Source organism: Nonlabens dokdonensis DSW-6 (genome assembly GCF_000332115.1).
In the GTDB taxonomy this organism is placed as follows: Bacteria; Bacteroidota; Bacteroidia; order Flavobacteriales; family Flavobacteriaceae; genus Nonlabens; species Nonlabens dokdonensis.
In genome coordinates this window covers 3,161,144-3,177,167 of sequence record NC_020156.1, presented here as the reverse complement: position 1 = coordinate 3,177,167, position 16,024 = coordinate 3,161,144, and the positions used below count along the sequence as shown (strand labels likewise).

18 protein-coding genes are annotated in these 16,024 nt (G+C 33.9%); 4 read left to right on the top strand and 14 right to left on the bottom strand.

From position 1 onward, the window contains the following. Positions 1-121 precede the first annotated feature (121 nt). From DDD_RS13985 to DDD_RS13970, 4 genes are all read left to right on the top strand, one after another. Positions 122-1,318, top strand: a complete 1,197-nt coding sequence (locus tag DDD_RS13985) for a BaiN/RdsA family NAD(P)/FAD-dependent oxidoreductase (protein ID WP_015363576.1) — start codon at positions 122-124, stop codon at positions 1,316-1,318. Positions 1,319-1,429: 111 nt separating this feature from the next. Continuing rightward, entirely contained in the window at positions 1,430-2,551 is a 1,122-nt protein-coding gene (locus DDD_RS13980) for a Fic family protein (protein WP_015363575.1), read from the top strand. 68 nt (positions 2,552-2,619) lie between these two features. Continuing rightward, positions 2,620-3,627 (top strand): iron ABC transporter permease, encoded by a 1,008-nt coding sequence (locus DDD_RS13975; RefSeq protein WP_041567186.1) that lies wholly within the window; start codon positions 2,620-2,622, stop codon positions 3,625-3,627. Further along, positions 3,627-4,382 (top strand): ABC transporter ATP-binding protein, encoded by a 756-nt coding sequence (locus tag DDD_RS13970; RefSeq protein ID WP_015363573.1) that lies wholly within the window; start codon positions 3,627-3,629, stop codon positions 4,380-4,382. The genes DDD_RS13975 and DDD_RS13970 overlap by 1 nt, the downstream gene beginning before the upstream one ends. 204 nt (positions 4,383-4,586) lie before the next feature. Here DDD_RS13970 and DDD_RS13965 read toward each other — a convergent pair whose 3' ends face one another. From DDD_RS13965 to hisS, 14 genes are all read right to left on the bottom strand, one after another. After that, positions 4,587-4,979, bottom strand: a complete 393-nt coding sequence (locus tag DDD_RS13965; protein WP_052329271.1) for a hypothetical protein — start codon at positions 4,977-4,979, stop codon at positions 4,587-4,589. Beyond that, positions 4,960-5,742, bottom strand: coding sequence for a DUF6090 family protein (locus tag DDD_RS17370; protein ID WP_015363571.1), 783 nt, complete (start codon positions 5,740-5,742; stop codon positions 4,960-4,962). Before DDD_RS17370 ends, DDD_RS13965 begins: the two co-directional genes overlap by 20 nt. Positions 5,743-5,792: 50 nt before the next feature. After that, positions 5,793-6,311, bottom strand: coding sequence for a RidA family protein (locus tag DDD_RS13955; RefSeq protein ID WP_015363570.1), 519 nt, complete (start codon positions 6,309-6,311; stop codon positions 5,793-5,795). A gap of 242 nt (positions 6,312-6,553) precedes the next feature. Next, on the bottom strand, positions 6,554-7,315 hold the full coding sequence (locus tag DDD_RS17365; protein ID WP_052329270.1) for a DUF6090 family protein: 762 nt from the start codon (positions 7,313-7,315) through the stop codon (positions 6,554-6,556). Beyond that, a complete protein-coding gene (locus DDD_RS17360) occupies positions 7,308-8,060 on the bottom strand; it encodes a hypothetical protein (RefSeq protein WP_015363568.1) in 753 nt (250 codons plus the stop codon). Before DDD_RS17360 ends, DDD_RS17365 begins: the two co-directional genes overlap by 8 nt. Next, entirely contained in the window at positions 8,053-8,817 is a 765-nt protein-coding gene (locus DDD_RS18140; protein WP_015363567.1) for a DUF6090 family protein, read from the bottom strand. Before DDD_RS18140 ends, DDD_RS17360 begins: the two co-directional genes overlap by 8 nt. Before the next feature lie 403 nt (positions 8,818-9,220). After that, complete coding sequence (locus DDD_RS17890; protein ID WP_015363565.1) at positions 9,221-9,436, bottom strand: hypothetical protein; 216 nt, start codon at positions 9,434-9,436, stop codon at positions 9,221-9,223. A gap of 457 nt (positions 9,437-9,893) precedes the next feature. Further along, complete coding sequence (locus DDD_RS13930) at positions 9,894-10,520, bottom strand: hypothetical protein (RefSeq protein ID WP_015363564.1); 627 nt, start codon at positions 10,518-10,520, stop codon at positions 9,894-9,896. A gap of 244 nt (positions 10,521-10,764) precedes the next feature. Continuing rightward, entirely contained in the window at positions 10,765-11,379 is a 615-nt protein-coding gene (locus DDD_RS13925; protein ID WP_015363563.1) for a hypothetical protein, read from the bottom strand. 306 nt (positions 11,380-11,685) lie between these two features. After that, the gene (locus tag DDD_RS13920) at positions 11,686-12,519 is read right to left on the bottom strand and encodes an oxidoreductase (protein WP_015363562.1); all 834 of its coding nucleotides are present in this window, start codon (positions 12,517-12,519) and stop codon (positions 11,686-11,688) included. A gap of 44 nt (positions 12,520-12,563) precedes the next feature. Further along, positions 12,564-13,184, bottom strand: a complete 621-nt coding sequence (locus tag DDD_RS13915) for a peroxiredoxin-like family protein (protein ID WP_015363561.1) — start codon at positions 13,182-13,184, stop codon at positions 12,564-12,566. A 99-nt stretch (positions 13,185-13,283) separates the two neighbouring features. Then, entirely contained in the window at positions 13,284-13,907 is a 624-nt protein-coding gene (locus DDD_RS13910; RefSeq protein ID WP_111474783.1) for a Crp/Fnr family transcriptional regulator, read from the bottom strand. A 69-nt stretch (positions 13,908-13,976) separates the two neighbouring features. Further along, a complete protein-coding gene (locus DDD_RS13905; RefSeq protein ID WP_015363559.1) occupies positions 13,977-14,528 on the bottom strand; it encodes a DinB family protein in 552 nt (183 codons plus the stop codon). Between the two features lie 71 nt (positions 14,529-14,599). Further along, positions 14,600-15,970 carry a histidine--tRNA ligase gene (gene hisS, locus DDD_RS13900; RefSeq protein WP_015363558.1) on the bottom strand — a complete coding sequence of 457 codons (1,371 nt, stop codon included), beginning with the start codon at positions 15,968-15,970 and terminating at the stop codon, positions 14,600-14,602. Positions 15,971-16,024: the final 54 nt, after the last annotated feature.

The following is a 16,024-nucleotide window of genomic DNA, read 5'->3' as shown; positions in this document are numbered from 1 at the left end:
AGGCAAAATATGGTATAATCAATAGGATTCCAAAATGACACCAACAAAAATAATTCTAAGAATGGTAAGATGAGACCGTCATTCAAAAGTAAAGAACAGATTTAACTAGTACTTTTGCCGCATGAGGAAAACAGTAGCAATTATAGGTGGCGGACCATCGGCTTTTATGCTGGCGGCGTTCTTAGATCCAGAAAAGTTTGCTGTTACCATTTATGAAAAAAATAAAACTGCTGGTCGCAAATTTCTTGTCGCTGGAAAAGGTGGTTTTAATCTCACCCATTCTGAACCTGTGGAACAACTGATTAAAAAATACACACCTAGTGATTTTCTTGCTGTTCCTCTACTCCATTTTACCAATACTGATTTTAGGAATTGGCTTGATCAAATTGGAATTTCTACCTACGTGGGAAGTAGTAAACGAGTTTATCCTGTAAAAGGAATCAAGCCCATTGAAGTACTCAATGCGGTTCTCAAACATCTAGAAGAAAAAGGTGTGAAATTTAAATACGACCATACTTTTCAAAATTGGGATGAAAATAGAAATCCTATTATTAATGAACAATCAATAGTTGCAGATGTTGTGGTTTTTTGCCTTGGTGGCGCCAGCTGGAAAGTGACTGGTTCTACTGGTGACTGGCTAGAAACCTTTGCAAATAATGGAGTAGCAACAACTGCCTTTAAAGCTTCTAATTGTGCCTATCACACTATCTGGAAGACTGATTTCATTAATAAGCATGAAGGAAGTCCGCTAAAAAATATTGCTATTTCTTGCGACGATCAAGTTCAGAAAGGCGAGGCTGTAATAACCAAATCAGGATTAGAAGGTAATGCAATTTATGGGTTGAGTCCACAAATAAGAAAACAGCTTGAGGCGTCTTCAAAAGCGGTTGTTTACATCGATTTTAAACCTATGCTTACTTTAGAAAAGGTCATAGAGAAATTAAAGCAATCTATTTACAGCAATACCACACGTATTTTAAAAAAGGAACTCAAATTAAGCGCTGCACAACTGGACTTGCTCTATTTTCATCTCACTAAAGAAGAGTATTTAACTACCACAACCTTAGCACAATTCATTAAAAAATTTCCTTTAGAAATAACTGATTCTAGCACTATAGATGAAGCGATCTCTACCATAGGTGGTGTTTCAAGAAATGCAGTTACTCAAACATTTGAACTTAAAAATAAACCCAATCACTATTGCATAGGAGAAATGCTGGATTGGGATGCTCCTACTGGCGGCTATTTACTACAAGCCTGCATGAGTATGGGAGCATATTTAAGTGGTGTTTTGAATGAGGAAATTTCCAATAATTAATACTTTCTGATTCAAATGCGGTGAATAACACCTCTAATCGCCGCAAATTATGCGGTGAATGTTTATTAATGCGGTGAATAAACCGTATATTCACCGCATAATTTGCGGTGAATGACACTTAAACCTTATATCTATCAAAAAAACGACTGGCCTAATTTTAGTTGGGACAACGATGCTTTGCTACCATTAGTAAGTAAGGTAAGAAATCAACAAGGAAAATTAGTCGGCAAAATGGAAGCTCTAGGGTTTTCTTTTAAAACTGAAGCACTTTTAGAAACACTTACTTTGGACGTTCTGAAATCTACAGAAATAGAAGGCGAAATCCTCGATGTAGAACAGGTGCGCTCTTCACTAGCTCGTAGATTAGGACTGGAAATAGAAAACGCTGTTTATTCAGAGCGCAATGTAGATGGTGTTGTTGATATGTTAGTAGATGCTACACAAAATTATCAGTTGCCTTTGACTCGACAACGATTATTTGACTGGCATGCAGCTTTATTCCCAACAGGAAGAAGTGGTATGTTTGAGATAGTAGTTGGCGATTGGAGAAAAGATTCCACTGGTCCTATGCAAGTAATATCTGGTGCTTTAGGTAAGGAAAAAGTACATTTTGAAGCGCCAGCGTCAACTACTATAGATTTAGAAATAACTGACTTTTTAAATTGGTATAATTCTAATGATACTATAGAACCACTTATAAAGGCTGCTCTTGCACATCTCTGGTTTATAACGATACACCCTTTTGAAGATGGTAATGGAAGAATCTCTAGAGCCATTTCAGACATGTTGCTTGCCCGAGCTGATGGAATACCACAAAGGTATTACAGCATGTCTTCTCAAATAAGAAAGGATCGCAAATCTTATTACAATACCTTAGAAAAGGTACAACAAGGCTATCTAGATGTTACCAGATGGATCACTTGGTTTCTTGAATGCTTGTTTAATTCTGTGAAATCATCAGAAATTACTCTTAATAAAGTGATTTGCAAGCATCATTTTTGGAATACCTATGCAAAACAGGTCAATAATGATCGTCAAAAAAAGATGCTCAATAAGCTTTTAGATGGATTTGAAGGTAAATTAACCACCTCTAAGTGGGCAAAAATTAATAAATGTTCCACAGATACCGCTTTGAGAGATATACAAGATTTAATAAAGAAAAATATATTGCAAAAAGAAAAAGCTGGTGGCCGCAGTACCAACTATGAATTGAAGAAAATACAACAAGAGTAAACACTGTTTTCCACAATCTACCTTAGTGCGTTATCTTCGCTACTTCTTAAATAGAAGAATTACTCTTTTTGAAAAAACAACTCCTCATATTGACCGCATTATTGCTGCTCTTTTTTATTGCAGATGTTTGTCTGGGAACTGTTTTTATAAAACCTTCTCAAGTTTGGGACGCATTGTTGGGAATTGATAATAGGCAAACGAGTAAAACCATGCGTTACATTATTACCGATTTACGATTGCCTAGAGCAATTATGGCAGTGCTAACTGGTGCAGGACTAGCTATCGCAGGTTTGCTCATGCAAACGCTCTTTAGGAATCCGCTGGCGGGACCATTTGTTCTAGGAATTTCTAGTGGCGCAGGATTAGGCGTTGCGCTTGTAATTATGGGCGCAACGGCTTTAGGAATAAGCGCCATCTCTGGCATAGGAATCATCGCCGCAAGTGTTATAGGTAGTATTGCCGTGCTTTTATTAATCATCCTTATGTCCTTGCGCATTAAAGATACGATGGGCTTGCTTATCGTAGGCTTAATGGTAGGAAGTTTAAGTAGTGCTGTAGTAGGTATTCTTAGTTACTTTTCCAGCAGCGACGAGCTGAAACGTTATGTATTTTGGTCGTTAGGAAGTTTAGGAAATATTGATTGGAGTGATTTATGGATCATCAGCTTGCTATTTTTGGTGTCAATTGTATTGCTTTTATGGATCATCAAGCCATTGAACGCACTTCTTTTGGGCGAGAGTTATGCACTCAGTCTAGGAATAAACATTAAAAACACACGCTGGATCATTATTATCATCACCAGTATTCTTGCTGGTAGCATCACCGCATTTGCTGGACCTATCGCATTTATAGGACTTGCGGTACCTCATTTATCAAGACTCATTTTACCTACAGTCAATCATAAAATTCTGATTCCTACCGCCATTTTATTAGGTGCCACGCTTCTACTTTTTTGCGACATCGTCTCTCAATTACCATTTTCAAATTATTCATTACCCATCAACGCGGTCACGTCATTACTGGGCGCACCGCTTATTATTTGGTTGATCATGCGCAAACGTAACCTACATTTTTAATGATTCAAATAGAAAACATACAGGTAGGTTATGGCCATTGCGTAGTAGCAGAGTTTGCTGGTGATATCGCTTTCGCGAAAGCGAGACTCATAGCACTCATAGGAACTAATGGATCTGGTAAATCGACATTTTTAAGGGCCGTTGCTAGCGGTGAACACATCATCAACGGAAAAGTCTCAATCAATAATCAAAAATGGCAAAATATTGCTCCAAGAGATCGCTCCAAACTCATTTCTATTGTGCTTACTGAAAGAGCTTTCAGTCAATTTCTAACCGTGCGAGAATTACTTGAATTGAGCCGTGCACCTTATACTAACTACATCGGTAAGCTGGCTGCGATGGATCATGAAATCATTGATGAGGTGTTAGAAAAATTTGATTTGCATAAACTACACGACCGTAAAGCAGGAACTCTAAGCGATGGACAGTTACAGCGTGTTTTAATTGCTAGAGCGATAGTTCAAGATACCGACTACATACTCATGGACGAGCCTACGAGCCATCTCGATATCAACCACAAAGCCGATTTATTGTTGCAACTTAAAGAGTACTGCCACGAGCATGATAAAACCATACTTTTTGCAACGCATGAAATACAGCTCGCCTTATCGCTTTGCGACGAAGTAGTGAGCATTCATAAAGGAAGTATTGCACATCACACCACTGCAAAATTTCATGATTCTAAGCTCTTGCAGCAGATATTTCCCTCTAAAAATCTAAGTTTTAAAAACGGCACTATAGGTTTTGATTTTTGATCAAACTCGTTAAAAACTGGTTATAGTTGTACTGTAAGACTTTGAGACTTTATGTATACTTATTATTCAAAAAAATGACTTGGTAAAACCACCATAATAATGAGATAGAAAAAAAATACAAACTGGAGTCATCAACAATGTTGTTACATACTGATCACGCAAAGCATATTATTTTTGATTCAATTGATTTTATTCCTTGCAATTTCAGCCGCAGTGTTTAAAAATTTCAATTAATCTATTATTTTTAAAAGACAGGTATAGGCTGCCGTAATTTATGCCTCTTCTACAAGGACCTAATTCATAGATCATATCACAATCTGATTGAATGCAATCTGAAGATGGTTCTCCTAAGAGCTCAACAATTCTTGCTCTTTCCATTCCAATAGATAAATGTTCTTCAATTAAATCATCGCACATATCCCATCTTAAAGTCAATTTACCAGTTCTTTCATTCCAAGCTTTCCATTTACTAGAATTAAAATTTATGTCAGTACATGAGGCTAATAATAAAATAAATGCAGAAGTAAATAAAATTATTAATTTATTGCAATTAATTATACACGCTTTTGTGCTTTCGTTACTTTTTGATTTCTGCATCTAAGACGTTTAAGATACTATTAATTCTCTTCATTAATGTTTCAGATTCTTGATTGTTGAACATGTTTAGAGTCAATGACCATGCGACCATACCTTCTAGTTTCACGTCTTTCAAAAGTTCATCCGTAGTTCTTGTAACGAGTTTTGATTTTCCTGGTATGAGGTTTTTAACTTGTCTAGGGTCCAACAAATTTTTTGGGATGTTCTTGTAATAGTAATATGCTAATTCACGCTGAATATCTATTTCATTGGAATAAGGATAGAATTCTTGTTCACAAAATCTGAGAAATATTCGCTCCACTTCTTGAAGTTGAATCACATCTGTGCTCCAATTAACGAGCATTTGCTTTAATTCTTCATTTTTCAAAATTTCAATATTTCCAGAACTTACCAGGTCATTTTGAATAGGATCAAAGGTAGGTGGCTGAATTGTACTTAAATAGACAAATACACTATCGCGTGAAGCATTTTCTGGGTTATCAAAATTTTCCAGTAATTGCCTACAACTTTCAATTAACGTATTCCTGAGTTCGATTTTATCAAGAAGTTGTTTTCTATTAGATATGAATTCCTTTTCAAGCCTTTTTAAAATAGCTTGTTCTTTAATATTTGCTTTGCGTTGTTCATTTAAATTATTAATCGATAATGCAATTAAAATACCGATCACCACAAGAACAATTTCGCCAATGGCATATTTGAAGTATTTTCCAGTCTTCCCTTCTGAAAGTAAATTTTGTCGAATTTTCCTAAAAAATTTTATCATAGGTTTTCGTGTCTAAATTACTCGTTTTCTTTTTATATAAGTCATAAAATTTATTCTGGCTTATGTACTTCAAGTTCTATTTCAACCATCAATTCAGGAAGCGCCAGTCCCTTTACTTCAAGCCAAGATCCAGTCGGAAATCCGTTCTTATAAACTTCTGCTCTATATGCTGATTTTTCTAACATTTGCGCCATATCAGTTGTAAAAATGTCTTCTTTTACAACATCATCAAAAGTACAGTCAAAGTGTTTTAATACTTTTTCCAAATCAGCATAACAGTTTATCATCTGTTGTTCAATATCACCGATAGCTGTCGGATTTCCTTCATCGTCCATGCTTACGGCTCCTGAAATTTTAATGCTATTACCGATTTTCACAGCGTGTGAATATCCGTATGCTTTTTCTACTTCTGGTCGTAACAAAAAATATTCAGGCTCTTCGGATTTAACAACCAATTCTTTTTCAATTGCTTTCGATTCTTCCTTTTGTTTTTGTTCACAACTTTGTAACCCAAGAGCTATTATGCAAAGTGTTGTCAGTAAAGTCAGTCGGTTGATTATTTTATTCATAATTCTATTGGTTTAGTGTATTCCTTGATTTATTCTCAGCTATCTCATTTTATTGTTAAATGACCTATAACATCTGACGTTCTATTATAAGAATTGTAGCATCTTTACAAGAACGTACTTGTTAATTAAACATAGACCTTTTTAAAATTTACTTACTTTCAATTTGGCAATTAAAACGCTACTATTTTTATACATTATGTTATTTCTTTATTTTTTTTAGTTTCTCAAAGAGTTTCAGCACATCAATTGCAGTTTTCAATTAATAAATTATTCAATTCCTCGGCATTATCTTTAATACCGTTAAGCAGCTCTTTTTCCCGATCACTTCTAATTATATTTAAAATCATAGCATCCTTAACCTTTACAAATAATTCGTCATCCGAATTTTGTTGCCATTGTGTGCTCGATAACAATCCTTGTAATTCTTCATCAAATAAGTTTTGATATTGTGGTATTTCTTGGAATCCAAAATCGGCAAATTTTTCAATATCAATAATTTTTTGGATATGTGCATTGTCATTTATCTCAATGATTTGTAATGCATTGTCTTGTTCAGTGTAATGGCTTAAAATTCTGTTTTTCAACGTTTGATTTCTAAGCGTTTCAAGTTTTCCAGATGAAGTGATATCGACAATAGCTGGTTTGGTTGGGATGAATTTATAATATCTAAATGTCGGTATGAAGTCTTTGAAAATAACTTGTTTATCCTTTTGGATTTTTAAAAGATTTTTCAAAAACCGTTCTGTTCTTTCTAGTCGCTTATCTATAGTTACTAATGAACTATCAATATTTCTAATATCTACTTGTAAATCTTCGGCAATTTTACAGTAGTAGGTTTGCTCAAGTTTTACTGATTTTTTGTTTTCGTTCCAATTATTGATCTGCAGCGCAATTAAAATTCCTATGACCACGAGGATGATTTCGCCAATGGCGTAGGTGAGGTATTTTGGTATACGCTTTCGCGAAAGCGCATCCAAACGTATTTTTCTAAAGAACTTAATCATTACTAATCTCTTTTTCTAAGTTTAATTTTAACGCCTTAAGTGTTTCTAACATTTTGTTTAAAGCATAGAGATTGCCATTAGTTGTTTCCAGTTTAAGGCTGGTTACATTCCACAATTCTATAGAATCAAATAGTGCTTTATAGTCCGTTTTTGGTCCGCCAGAAACGAGACCTTGTCTATAGGCAGGCAATGCATTTTGTGCGTAATTAATATGCTTGGCAAAATAGGGTTCTATTAACGTATTGTACTGGTCATCTAAATAGTTGTCATAGCTTTTAACTTGTGTCAAAATAGATTCTAAATCCTTTAATAACTGTTTTAGTTTTTGATTTTTCACTTGGCTTAGTAATCCTTGTTGCTTAAACTCGTTAAAGGTGTCAAAAGAATACTCATTTGTCCAGACGGTGGCAGTAGCACCTATTATTTCTCTAAGTTCAGGAATGGCACTTTCGTTTTTTGAGGCTAGTATTTTAAGCGTTTTTGTTTGCTTTTGTACCAAGCCCTCATTTCGTTTAATGTGCTCTTCGGTAATCGTAATTTGTTGCGTGACTTCTTCTAAAAGTTTTTCAAGGTAAAAATTAATAGTATTATTTTGTTGACGATTATTATTCCAATTACTAATGGCTAGAGCAATTAGAATTCCAATAACCACAAGGAATATCTCACCTATGGCGTAGGTGAAGTATTTGGGAAACCGCTTTCGCGAAAGCGCATCCAGACGTATTTTTCTGAAGAATTTAATCATCGATATTTTTATTTATTAGATCTAAAATTTTCAATAAAAAACGCTCAACCTCTTTTTCATTAATCGTTACAAAAGATTGATTTATATAGTGGCTGTACCAAGCATTATCAACTTCTGTATCTTCAATAAATTTTTGATAATTACTAATATCTACAGTTATGGGTTTTATTGTATATGTTTTTTTATAATCGGATCTATCTTGTGTTTTATCACCATTCCTTACAGGTATGTGCCTCGTTAAAATGTCGTAATTATTAGAAATAAAGTTTCTTCGTACCATTGCATCCTCTACATAATCGCTCAATTCGCCAGTCCATTGATTTAATAAAAGTCTTAGATCTTCGTTTTTTATCAGCTCCAGTTTTCCTGAAGAAATAACATCATTAACAACACCTAAACGCGCGTCGAAAGTGGCGTAGTCTAGAGCCGTACCCATCAAGCTGTCTATTTTAAGAGGATTTACCGATTTGGTTTTATCGATATTTAAAAGGGTGTAACAAGCATCTAAACACTCTACGTTGAATTCATGGTCTCTTTTAATCTCTTTTAAATTCTGTAGAACTTCAGCTTTTAAATTTTTTAAAACATCTTGTTCCTTTTTTAAATTTTGTAGATCATTGTTCCAGTTGTTAATCTGTAATGCGATTAAAATTCCAATTACAACTAGAACTATTTCTCCAATAGCATACTTGAAATACTTTCCTGTTTTACCTTCTGAAAGTAGGTTTTTTCTAATTTTTCTAAAGAACTTTATCATTGGTTAGTGCTTTCTAATAATGAATCAAAACAGTTTTATCCATCTGATATCGTGCAAAATAAGACATTATTTCCAGATTAAGTACAGGCCATACTTTGATAAATTCAGTACAAGTATTTTAAATCTTAACTACGCGTCTTTTTCTGAATATTGTTTCTGGAACAAATACAACTACGAAATAGAAAATAAAACAACAGTAAATTTAAAATCGTGAAAACTTCATAAAATGTTTCAACCTCGGTGTTATTAAAATCAGGACTCATTTACGATGATTCTTACAGAAGTACTCTATTGATAAAATAAAGCAGATTTTATTTGTTTTTACCACAGTACTTTGTTACAGCACGTATTTCTCGACAGATTATAATTTTTGACTTGAAAATTTTTGCTCAATTTATAAAAATCAATCTATTATCAGTTTTAGTTTTCTAGTTGCAAATTCAATTCCATCAATGGGTTTGATTTTTCGGCGTCTTACCTCAAAAGAGCAATACTTATCAATTTCATTCCATTTGTTTCTAATTCCAGTATCGGTTTCTGATTTGATATAGATTTTTAATGTGTCATCTTCAATTTTCCATTTTCCTTTTAATTCGGTAAAGTCAATTTGATGAAACATATATTTTTTCGTCCAATGGAAAGTTTGGTTTTTATATAATACTAAACTATCCATATCCAAATAATTCCATTTTATTCCGCTACCCAATCGAGATTTAGTCTTTTCAATTTTATAGATATACGTTTTGTGAATTTCCTGCGATAAGGCAGTATTCAATAAAAATAGTGATATGATTATGAATAATGTTTTTTTCAAATGTGTGGTAACGGCTTGTGTATGAAATGTAGCGTGTAAAAAGACATTAATTTTTCAGTTTAAGCACAAGCCAGATTTTTAAATTTTACTATTTATCTTTTTTTAGTAGAAATCGTCAAATTTAAAAATATTGAAACTTCATGTAATGTCCCAACATCGGTGTTATTAAATTCTGGACTCATTTACGATGATTCTTACAGAAGTACTCTAGTGATAAAATAAAGTAGATTTTACTTGTTTTTACCATAGTACTTTGTTGTGCTTAGTTTTTTTTATTAATAATTGAAACTCCGTTTATTCCAATCAATCCATATTTTTCGTAAGCTGTTAATCCACGTATTATTGTTCTTTCGTAATTGTCAGGGTTTTTCAGAACTTCCGCTAATGCTTTATCAAAACTCTTATTTTTTCTTGGTTCTCTTCTTATTAGACCATAACCATCTGTTACAAGCCTTTCATAAATATATTTTTTGTTGTCGATAAAAGCTATAGATTGTCGCTTTATCTTTTTTCTGTTTAATTTTCTTGAAGTTACATAAACAGTTCGGTTTTTTGGGTCGATTAATTCCGAACCATTTGCGTAAAGGACTAATTCCATTTCGCTAAATGATTCAAATCCAAATTTCTTCGCTTTTGATACTTCCAAAGAGTTGATTTTTTGAATTTTTATATAAATGGAATCTCCTCTTTTTTTATAAGTTCCAACTAAGTTATAAAAGGGTGACATATGGCGACGAATACTGCTAATTCGAACTATGTTATTTTTGTCAAAATTCAAATTATGTTTTATTCCACTTTCCGAAAATGATGTGTAAAAGTCATTTTTATTTTGTCCAAATGAATATTGAAATGTAAGGCATAATATAATTAGTACAACTGTTTTTTTCATTTTAAGATTATCTATAAATCAAATCTATATCATTACTAAAAATACTAAAATTCATAATGAGTAAACTCTTGTTTTGATTGAGTAAACAGGCTGTTCCGAAATTAAGCACCACGTGTTATGTATGATTTCGTTGCGTGTTTCAGTAACTAATTTAGCAAATAAACACCAGATAGAAAATCCGCGAGGACTTTCGTAAACTGGCTAAAACCAGCAGCTAATTTTATACGGTTTTGGCAAATCGTTATTATTTTAAATTATCAACTACAATCGGTAATCTGTAATTACACTGATTATATTTTCGCTTTATTTCTTTCCCATTTTTATCTATTTGTATTAAATATTTGTCAATCGTTATCTCATTGTGTTTATAATTTTCAGTAATTAAACTATCCGAGTTTCGAATAACAAACCTATTTGTAGTCAGTACGTCATCAAATTCTTTTCTGTCAACTGTAATTATGCTGTCCTTTATTTTGTAAGTTCCATAGAAGTGTGATCTACTTGCCCAACTTCCACATACAAAAACATATTCTCCGTTTTGTTTAAAATCTGCATATCCGCCAAATATTCGAGCCTTTATCAGCGATGGTTTATTTACTTTTTCTTCATTATATGAATAAATTCCAATGATTATTAGTAAAACAAAGATTCCAATTAATGAGTTTGAAAAAATTGTTAATTTATTATTTGCTTTATAAGATTTTGTTTCTTCAAGAATTGATTTAATCAATATAATAATGAAAGGTATTCCAAATAATAAATAAATAAAAATTTGAAAGATATTGTCATAGTAATATGACTTATAAAGAGTAAAAGCAACAATACCTCCCAAAATTACTAATAAAATTTTCTTATTCATTTACTTTGATTTTTCTGAAGAGTTTGAGTGCTTTAAAGACTGCCAAAGTCTCTGTATACGTCTCGTAGCGTGCAAACTAGAAAATTATTTTCAGATTTAGCACAAGCCAAATTTTTAAATTTTAACTATGCATCTTTTTTAGTAGAAAATATCCCATTTAAAAATATTGAAACTTCATAAAATGCTCCAACCTCGATGTTATTAAAATCTGGACTCATTTACGATGATTCTTACAGAAGTACTCTAGTTATAAAATAAAGCGGATTTTACTTGTTTTTTACCACAGTACTTTGTTTTGGCACGTTTTTATCCGTACACAGCGTTTTCAGAGGTTTTTCGGTTTATTTCCAAGTCCGATTTTATGCTGTCTAATTTCATTCCGATTGTCATTAATGCAACTTTTCCAAGAGGTAAACGAAGCGTTGGATTTTCGGAATTCACCAAGTCTATAATTGCTTTGGATGCTTTTACTGGGTCGCCTTCTTGTTTTCCGTCAACACTTTTTAATTTAGTTCTAAATGCTCCTGCTGTATTGGAATAGTCGTCAATTACATTTTCCGCTTGTCCAAGTCCATTTCCTGCGAAATTTGTTCTGAATGGTCCTGGCTCAACTATAGAAACCTTTATACCCAAAAGTGCAACTTCTTGTGCCATTGCCTCACTAAAGCCTTCTAAAGCAAATTTGCTGGCGTTGTAAATACCAAAACCTGCAAAAGCCTTAATTCCTCCGTGTGAAGAAATCTGAACAATGTTTCCGCTCTTTTCTTTACGCATATATGGTAAAACAGACTGTGTCATTTTTAGAGTTCCAAAAAAGTTAGGTTCAAAGACAGTTCTTACCTCCTTTAATGATGTTTCTTCAACTGCTCCAACAAATCCCATCCCTGCATTGTTGACTAAAACATCAATTTTTCCGTGTTCAAAAATAATGTTTTTGATATTGTCCTCAATGCTCTTTTCATTGGTTATATCCAATAAAATTGCCTGTGCGTTTTTAGTACTGTTTTTATTAAATTCATCAACTTGCGATTGCTTTCGGAATGTGCCGATTACAAAATCTCCTTGTTCAATTACAGATTCAGCAAGTGCTTTACCCAATCCGCTCGATATTCCTGTGATTAACCATATTTTATTTTTCATTGTTTTTATTTTTTTAAAGCGTTAATGATTTCTGAAACTTCTACTCAATTTCTATAATCGCCACCCAAAGATTTTGCAAAAGAAACAGTTGCGTCATTTTCGATAACAAATACCGCTGGAATTGGCAATTCCCTTGAGTCGTCAGAATAATGTGCATCAAAGTTGAAACCGAGTTCGGTCATTGTATTTACTGGTGCATCTGCATTTTTAAAAACAGTTGTATATTTTCTTGCAACAATATTTCCATTATCGCTTAAAACCTCAAAATCAAGTTCGTTCTTTTCTTTTACGTTTAAAGATTCATCAGGTGTTTGGGGTGAAATAGCAACTAATTCTGCGCCTAAATCGTGAATTTCAGTCAATGATTTTTGATAGTGAGCTAATTGAAGATTGCAATAAGGACACCAAGAACCTCTGTAAAAAGTAAGTACAACTTTGCCTTTTTTAAGTAATTCTGAAAGTTTGGTTGTTTTGTCCGTTGCATTAGAAAGTGAAAAATCTGGTGCTTTGTCTCCAACTTGTAGTTTTAAAATGGAATTATGGTTGGATTGTAGGTTTTCTGCATCTTGGTCGAAAACATTTAATGCGTCTTTAGGAAGCATTGTTCCTAAATTTGTACGTAGTTCTTTTAAATTTTCTTGGTAAGAATTTGTTTCTGTATTCATTTTTCTTTGTTTAATATAAAGCCAAAATTGACTTTACAAAGGTGTGGCAATGCGCCAACTTTAAAAATGAACTGGTTTAGGAAATATTCTTGAAGTAGTTCAAGATTTTGTAGTAATACGCTTTCTAATTTTACTTAAAAACTCTGCTGACATTCCAAGATAGGAAGCTAAAGCATATTGAGGTACTCTTTGGACAATAGCAGGATACAGATTAAGGAATTCTAAATATCGTTCTTCGGCTGACTTACCTAAATTTGATAAAACTCTTCGTTGAGAAAAAGCAAATGACTTTTGAGCTACAAGTCTAAAAAAACGTTCAAATTTTGGATTTCTATCACAAAGATTTTCAACATCTTCATAAGAGATTTGCTGAACTGTTGAGTCCTCTAAAGCTTCTACAAATAAAGAAGCAGGACTTTGATTTACGTAGCTGTTAAAGTCACTTATAAACCAATCCTCAATCCCAAATTGAATTGTGTGTTCAATTCCTTCATCATTTACAAAATAGCTTCTAAAAGCTCCGTTTAGTATATAAGTTTGGTGAGAACAGATAAAATTTGGCTGGACAATGAATTGTCTTCGTTTTATTTTTGTCGTCCTTATAATAGAGATAAATTGTTTCTCATCATCTTCGTTTAGAGAAACGTATCTATTAATATTTTCTAATATGTTCTTGTATTGTTTCAATGTTTCTTTAAATGTGCCACAACTTGTTATATCCACTCAAATATACTCTTTATCCCATGTAAATTACCGGGATAAACGCACGTTTTTGTTGCGTTTATTATTTGCTTATTGATACAATACATATCTAGGTGGTTTCATACCTTTTAATCGCAGGTAAACAAGCATTTGAGCTCTGTGGTGTGTGATATGATCTGATAGTAAGAGTAAAATTTGCCTTTTGGTTCTATTTGCGCCAAAATAATCCAAACGTTCCTCAAGCCTTTTGACTTCAAAATCAGAAATAAAAGCAATAGTTGTATCAAAAGTCTCATTGATTTTAGCAATCATTTCTTCTTTGGACTTTTGATCTACTTGCAATTCCATGTCGGTATTCCAGTCTCTTGCTTTGCGTCCATCCATTAACGACTGGCTGTGCCAGTCCATCGCCCACGTGATATGCATGAGGTGTTCTTCAAAGCTCATGGATGCTGGTGTAGCTTTAAAACTGTAATGCTCCTCAGGCATAGAACGCGCCACGAGAACTAGGTAATTTCTTGAGGTTTCCAGTCGTTCTAGATATTCTTTGATAAAAACATCTTTTTGCGCCATTGCGGGCGAGACAGAAGATATAGACAGCAATAATGCTACAAATAGTAAAAAGCCTGGAGTAAATTTCATGGTAAATCGTTTTTGATACCAACTAGTGCATCTTTTAAAACGACAAATTACACAAAATGATCCTTATCTCGTTATCTCAATCGCTCGATCACCTCTTGCACGGTTAACAGCGATTGCTCGCCCGTGCGCATATTCTTAAGGTTGAGTTTACCGCTCGCAATCTCATCTTCACCAGCAAGAATTACATAAGGAATCTCATTACGGTCTGCATAAGACATTTGTTTTTTCATCTTTGCGCTATCGGGATAGAGCTCTGTTTTGATTCCGCTTTCGCGAAAGCGAGACAACAATCCAGCACAATAACGCGCTTCTGTCACACCGAAATTGATGAACAACACCTCTACTCCTGCTCTAACGGAATCTGGAAATAGACCCAACTGTTCGATCACTAAATAAATACGGTCCAGTCCAAAACTGATTCCTACACCGCTCACATTCTTCAGCCCAAAAATACCGGTCAAATCATCATAACGGCCGCCGCCGCCTATGCTTCCCATTTCTACTCCATCTGGAGCAGCAACCTCAAAAATACAACCGGTATAATAGTTTAAACCGCGAGCCAGCGTAATATCTAGGTCAAGAACCGCACTTTTTAATGCAGTGTCATCTATAAAGGAATTGATAAATTCTAACTCCTCAATTCCTTGAAGCCCTATTTGCGACTCCTTAAGCAGGTCTTTCATACTAGCGATCTTATCTGCATAAGAACCAGAAAGGCTAAAAACAGGATCGAGTACGTCTATTGCTTCTTGATCAATGCCTTTAGAACGCATTTCTTCCTGTACTTTATCTTTTCCTATTTTATCGAGTTTATCCAGAGCTACGGTAAAGTCGATCAATTTATCTTCGGCGTCCATAACCTCAGCAATACCAGCAAGTACCTTACGGTTGTTGATTTTAATCGTGCAACCAGTAAGTTTTAAATCAGTAAAAACAGCGTCGTATAATTGGATCAATTCTACTTCTTGAAGTAGGGAATCGCTTCCTACCACATCGGCATCGCATTGTGTAAATTCTCTGAAACGACCTTTCTGCGGGCGATCTGCTCGCCATACGTTTTGCATTTGAAAACGCTTGAACGGAAAGGTAATATCGTTTTGGTTTTGGACTACGTATCTCGCAAAAGGAACGGTAAGATCGTAGCGCAATGCCTTTTCTGAAATTTGAGAAGTAAGCTGATTTTCTTTTCCTGTTTCTAACAAATTAGCATCTGCTTTTTTAAGGTATTCTCCACTATTAAGAATCTTAAAAATCAATCGGTCGCCTTCTTCACCATACTTTCCCATCAAGGTATCAGAGTTCTCAAAACTAGGCGTTTCAATAGGCATGAATCCATACAGTTCAAAATGACGCTTGATAATGTTCATGATGTATTGCCTGCGCTGTACTTCTAGCGGGCTAAAATCTCTTGTACCTTTAGGAATAGACGGTTTCTGTGCCATAATTTGTATTGAGCTTGCAAATATAAACAGTTCAAGGACGTCTCTTCCTAATGA

Bases quoted from the DNA above. Each gene is read 5' to 3' on its own strand.
- DDD_RS13955 (WP_015363570.1), bottom strand. From the start codon at position 6,311: ATGAATAAAATAATCAACCGACTGACTTTACTGACAACACTTTGCATA.
- DDD_RS13915 (WP_015363561.1), bottom strand. From the start codon at position 13,184: ATGAATACAGAAACAAATTCTTACCAAGAAAATTTAAAAGAACTACGT.
- DDD_RS17370 (WP_015363571.1), bottom strand. From the start codon at position 5,742: ATGATAAAATTTTTTAGGAAAATTCGACAAAATTTACTTTCAGAAGGG.
- DDD_RS17360 (WP_015363568.1), bottom strand. From the start codon at position 8,060: ATGATTAAATTCTTCAGAAAAATACGTCTGGATGCGCTTTCGCGAAAG.
- DDD_RS13905 (WP_015363559.1), bottom strand. From the start codon at position 14,528: ATGAAATTTACTCCAGGCTTTTTACTATTTGTAGCATTATTGCTGTCT.
- DDD_RS13965 (WP_052329271.1), bottom strand. From the start codon at position 4,979: ATGCAGAAATCAAAAAGTAACGAAAGCACAAAAGCGTGTATAATTAAT.
- DDD_RS17365 (WP_052329270.1), bottom strand. From the start codon at position 7,315: ATGATTAAGTTCTTTAGAAAAATACGTTTGGATGCGCTTTCGCGAAAG.
- DDD_RS13970 (WP_015363573.1), top strand. From the start codon at position 3,627: ATGATTCAAATAGAAAACATACAGGTAGGTTATGGCCATTGCGTAGTA.
- DDD_RS17890 (WP_015363565.1), bottom strand. From the start codon at position 9,436: ATGTTTCATCAAATTGACTTTACCGAATTAAAAGGAAAATGGAAAATT.
- DDD_RS18140 (WP_015363567.1), bottom strand. From the start codon at position 8,817: ATGATAAAGTTCTTTAGAAAAATTAGAAAAAACCTACTTTCAGAAGGT.
- DDD_RS13920 (WP_015363562.1), bottom strand. From the start codon at position 12,519: ATGAAAAATAAAATATGGTTAATCACAGGAATATCGAGCGGATTGGGT.
- DDD_RS13925 (WP_015363563.1), bottom strand. From the start codon at position 11,379: ATGAATAAGAAAATTTTATTAGTAATTTTGGGAGGTATTGTTGCTTTT.
- DDD_RS13985 (WP_015363576.1), top strand. From the start codon at position 122: ATGAGGAAAACAGTAGCAATTATAGGTGGCGGACCATCGGCTTTTATG.
- DDD_RS13980 (WP_015363575.1), top strand. From the start codon at position 1,430: ATGACACTTAAACCTTATATCTATCAAAAAAACGACTGGCCTAATTTT.
- hisS (WP_015363558.1), bottom strand. From the start codon at position 15,970: ATGGCACAGAAACCGTCTATTCCTAAAGGTACAAGAGATTTTAGCCCG.
- DDD_RS13930 (WP_015363564.1), bottom strand. From the start codon at position 10,520: ATGAAAAAAACAGTTGTACTAATTATATTATGCCTTACATTTCAATAT.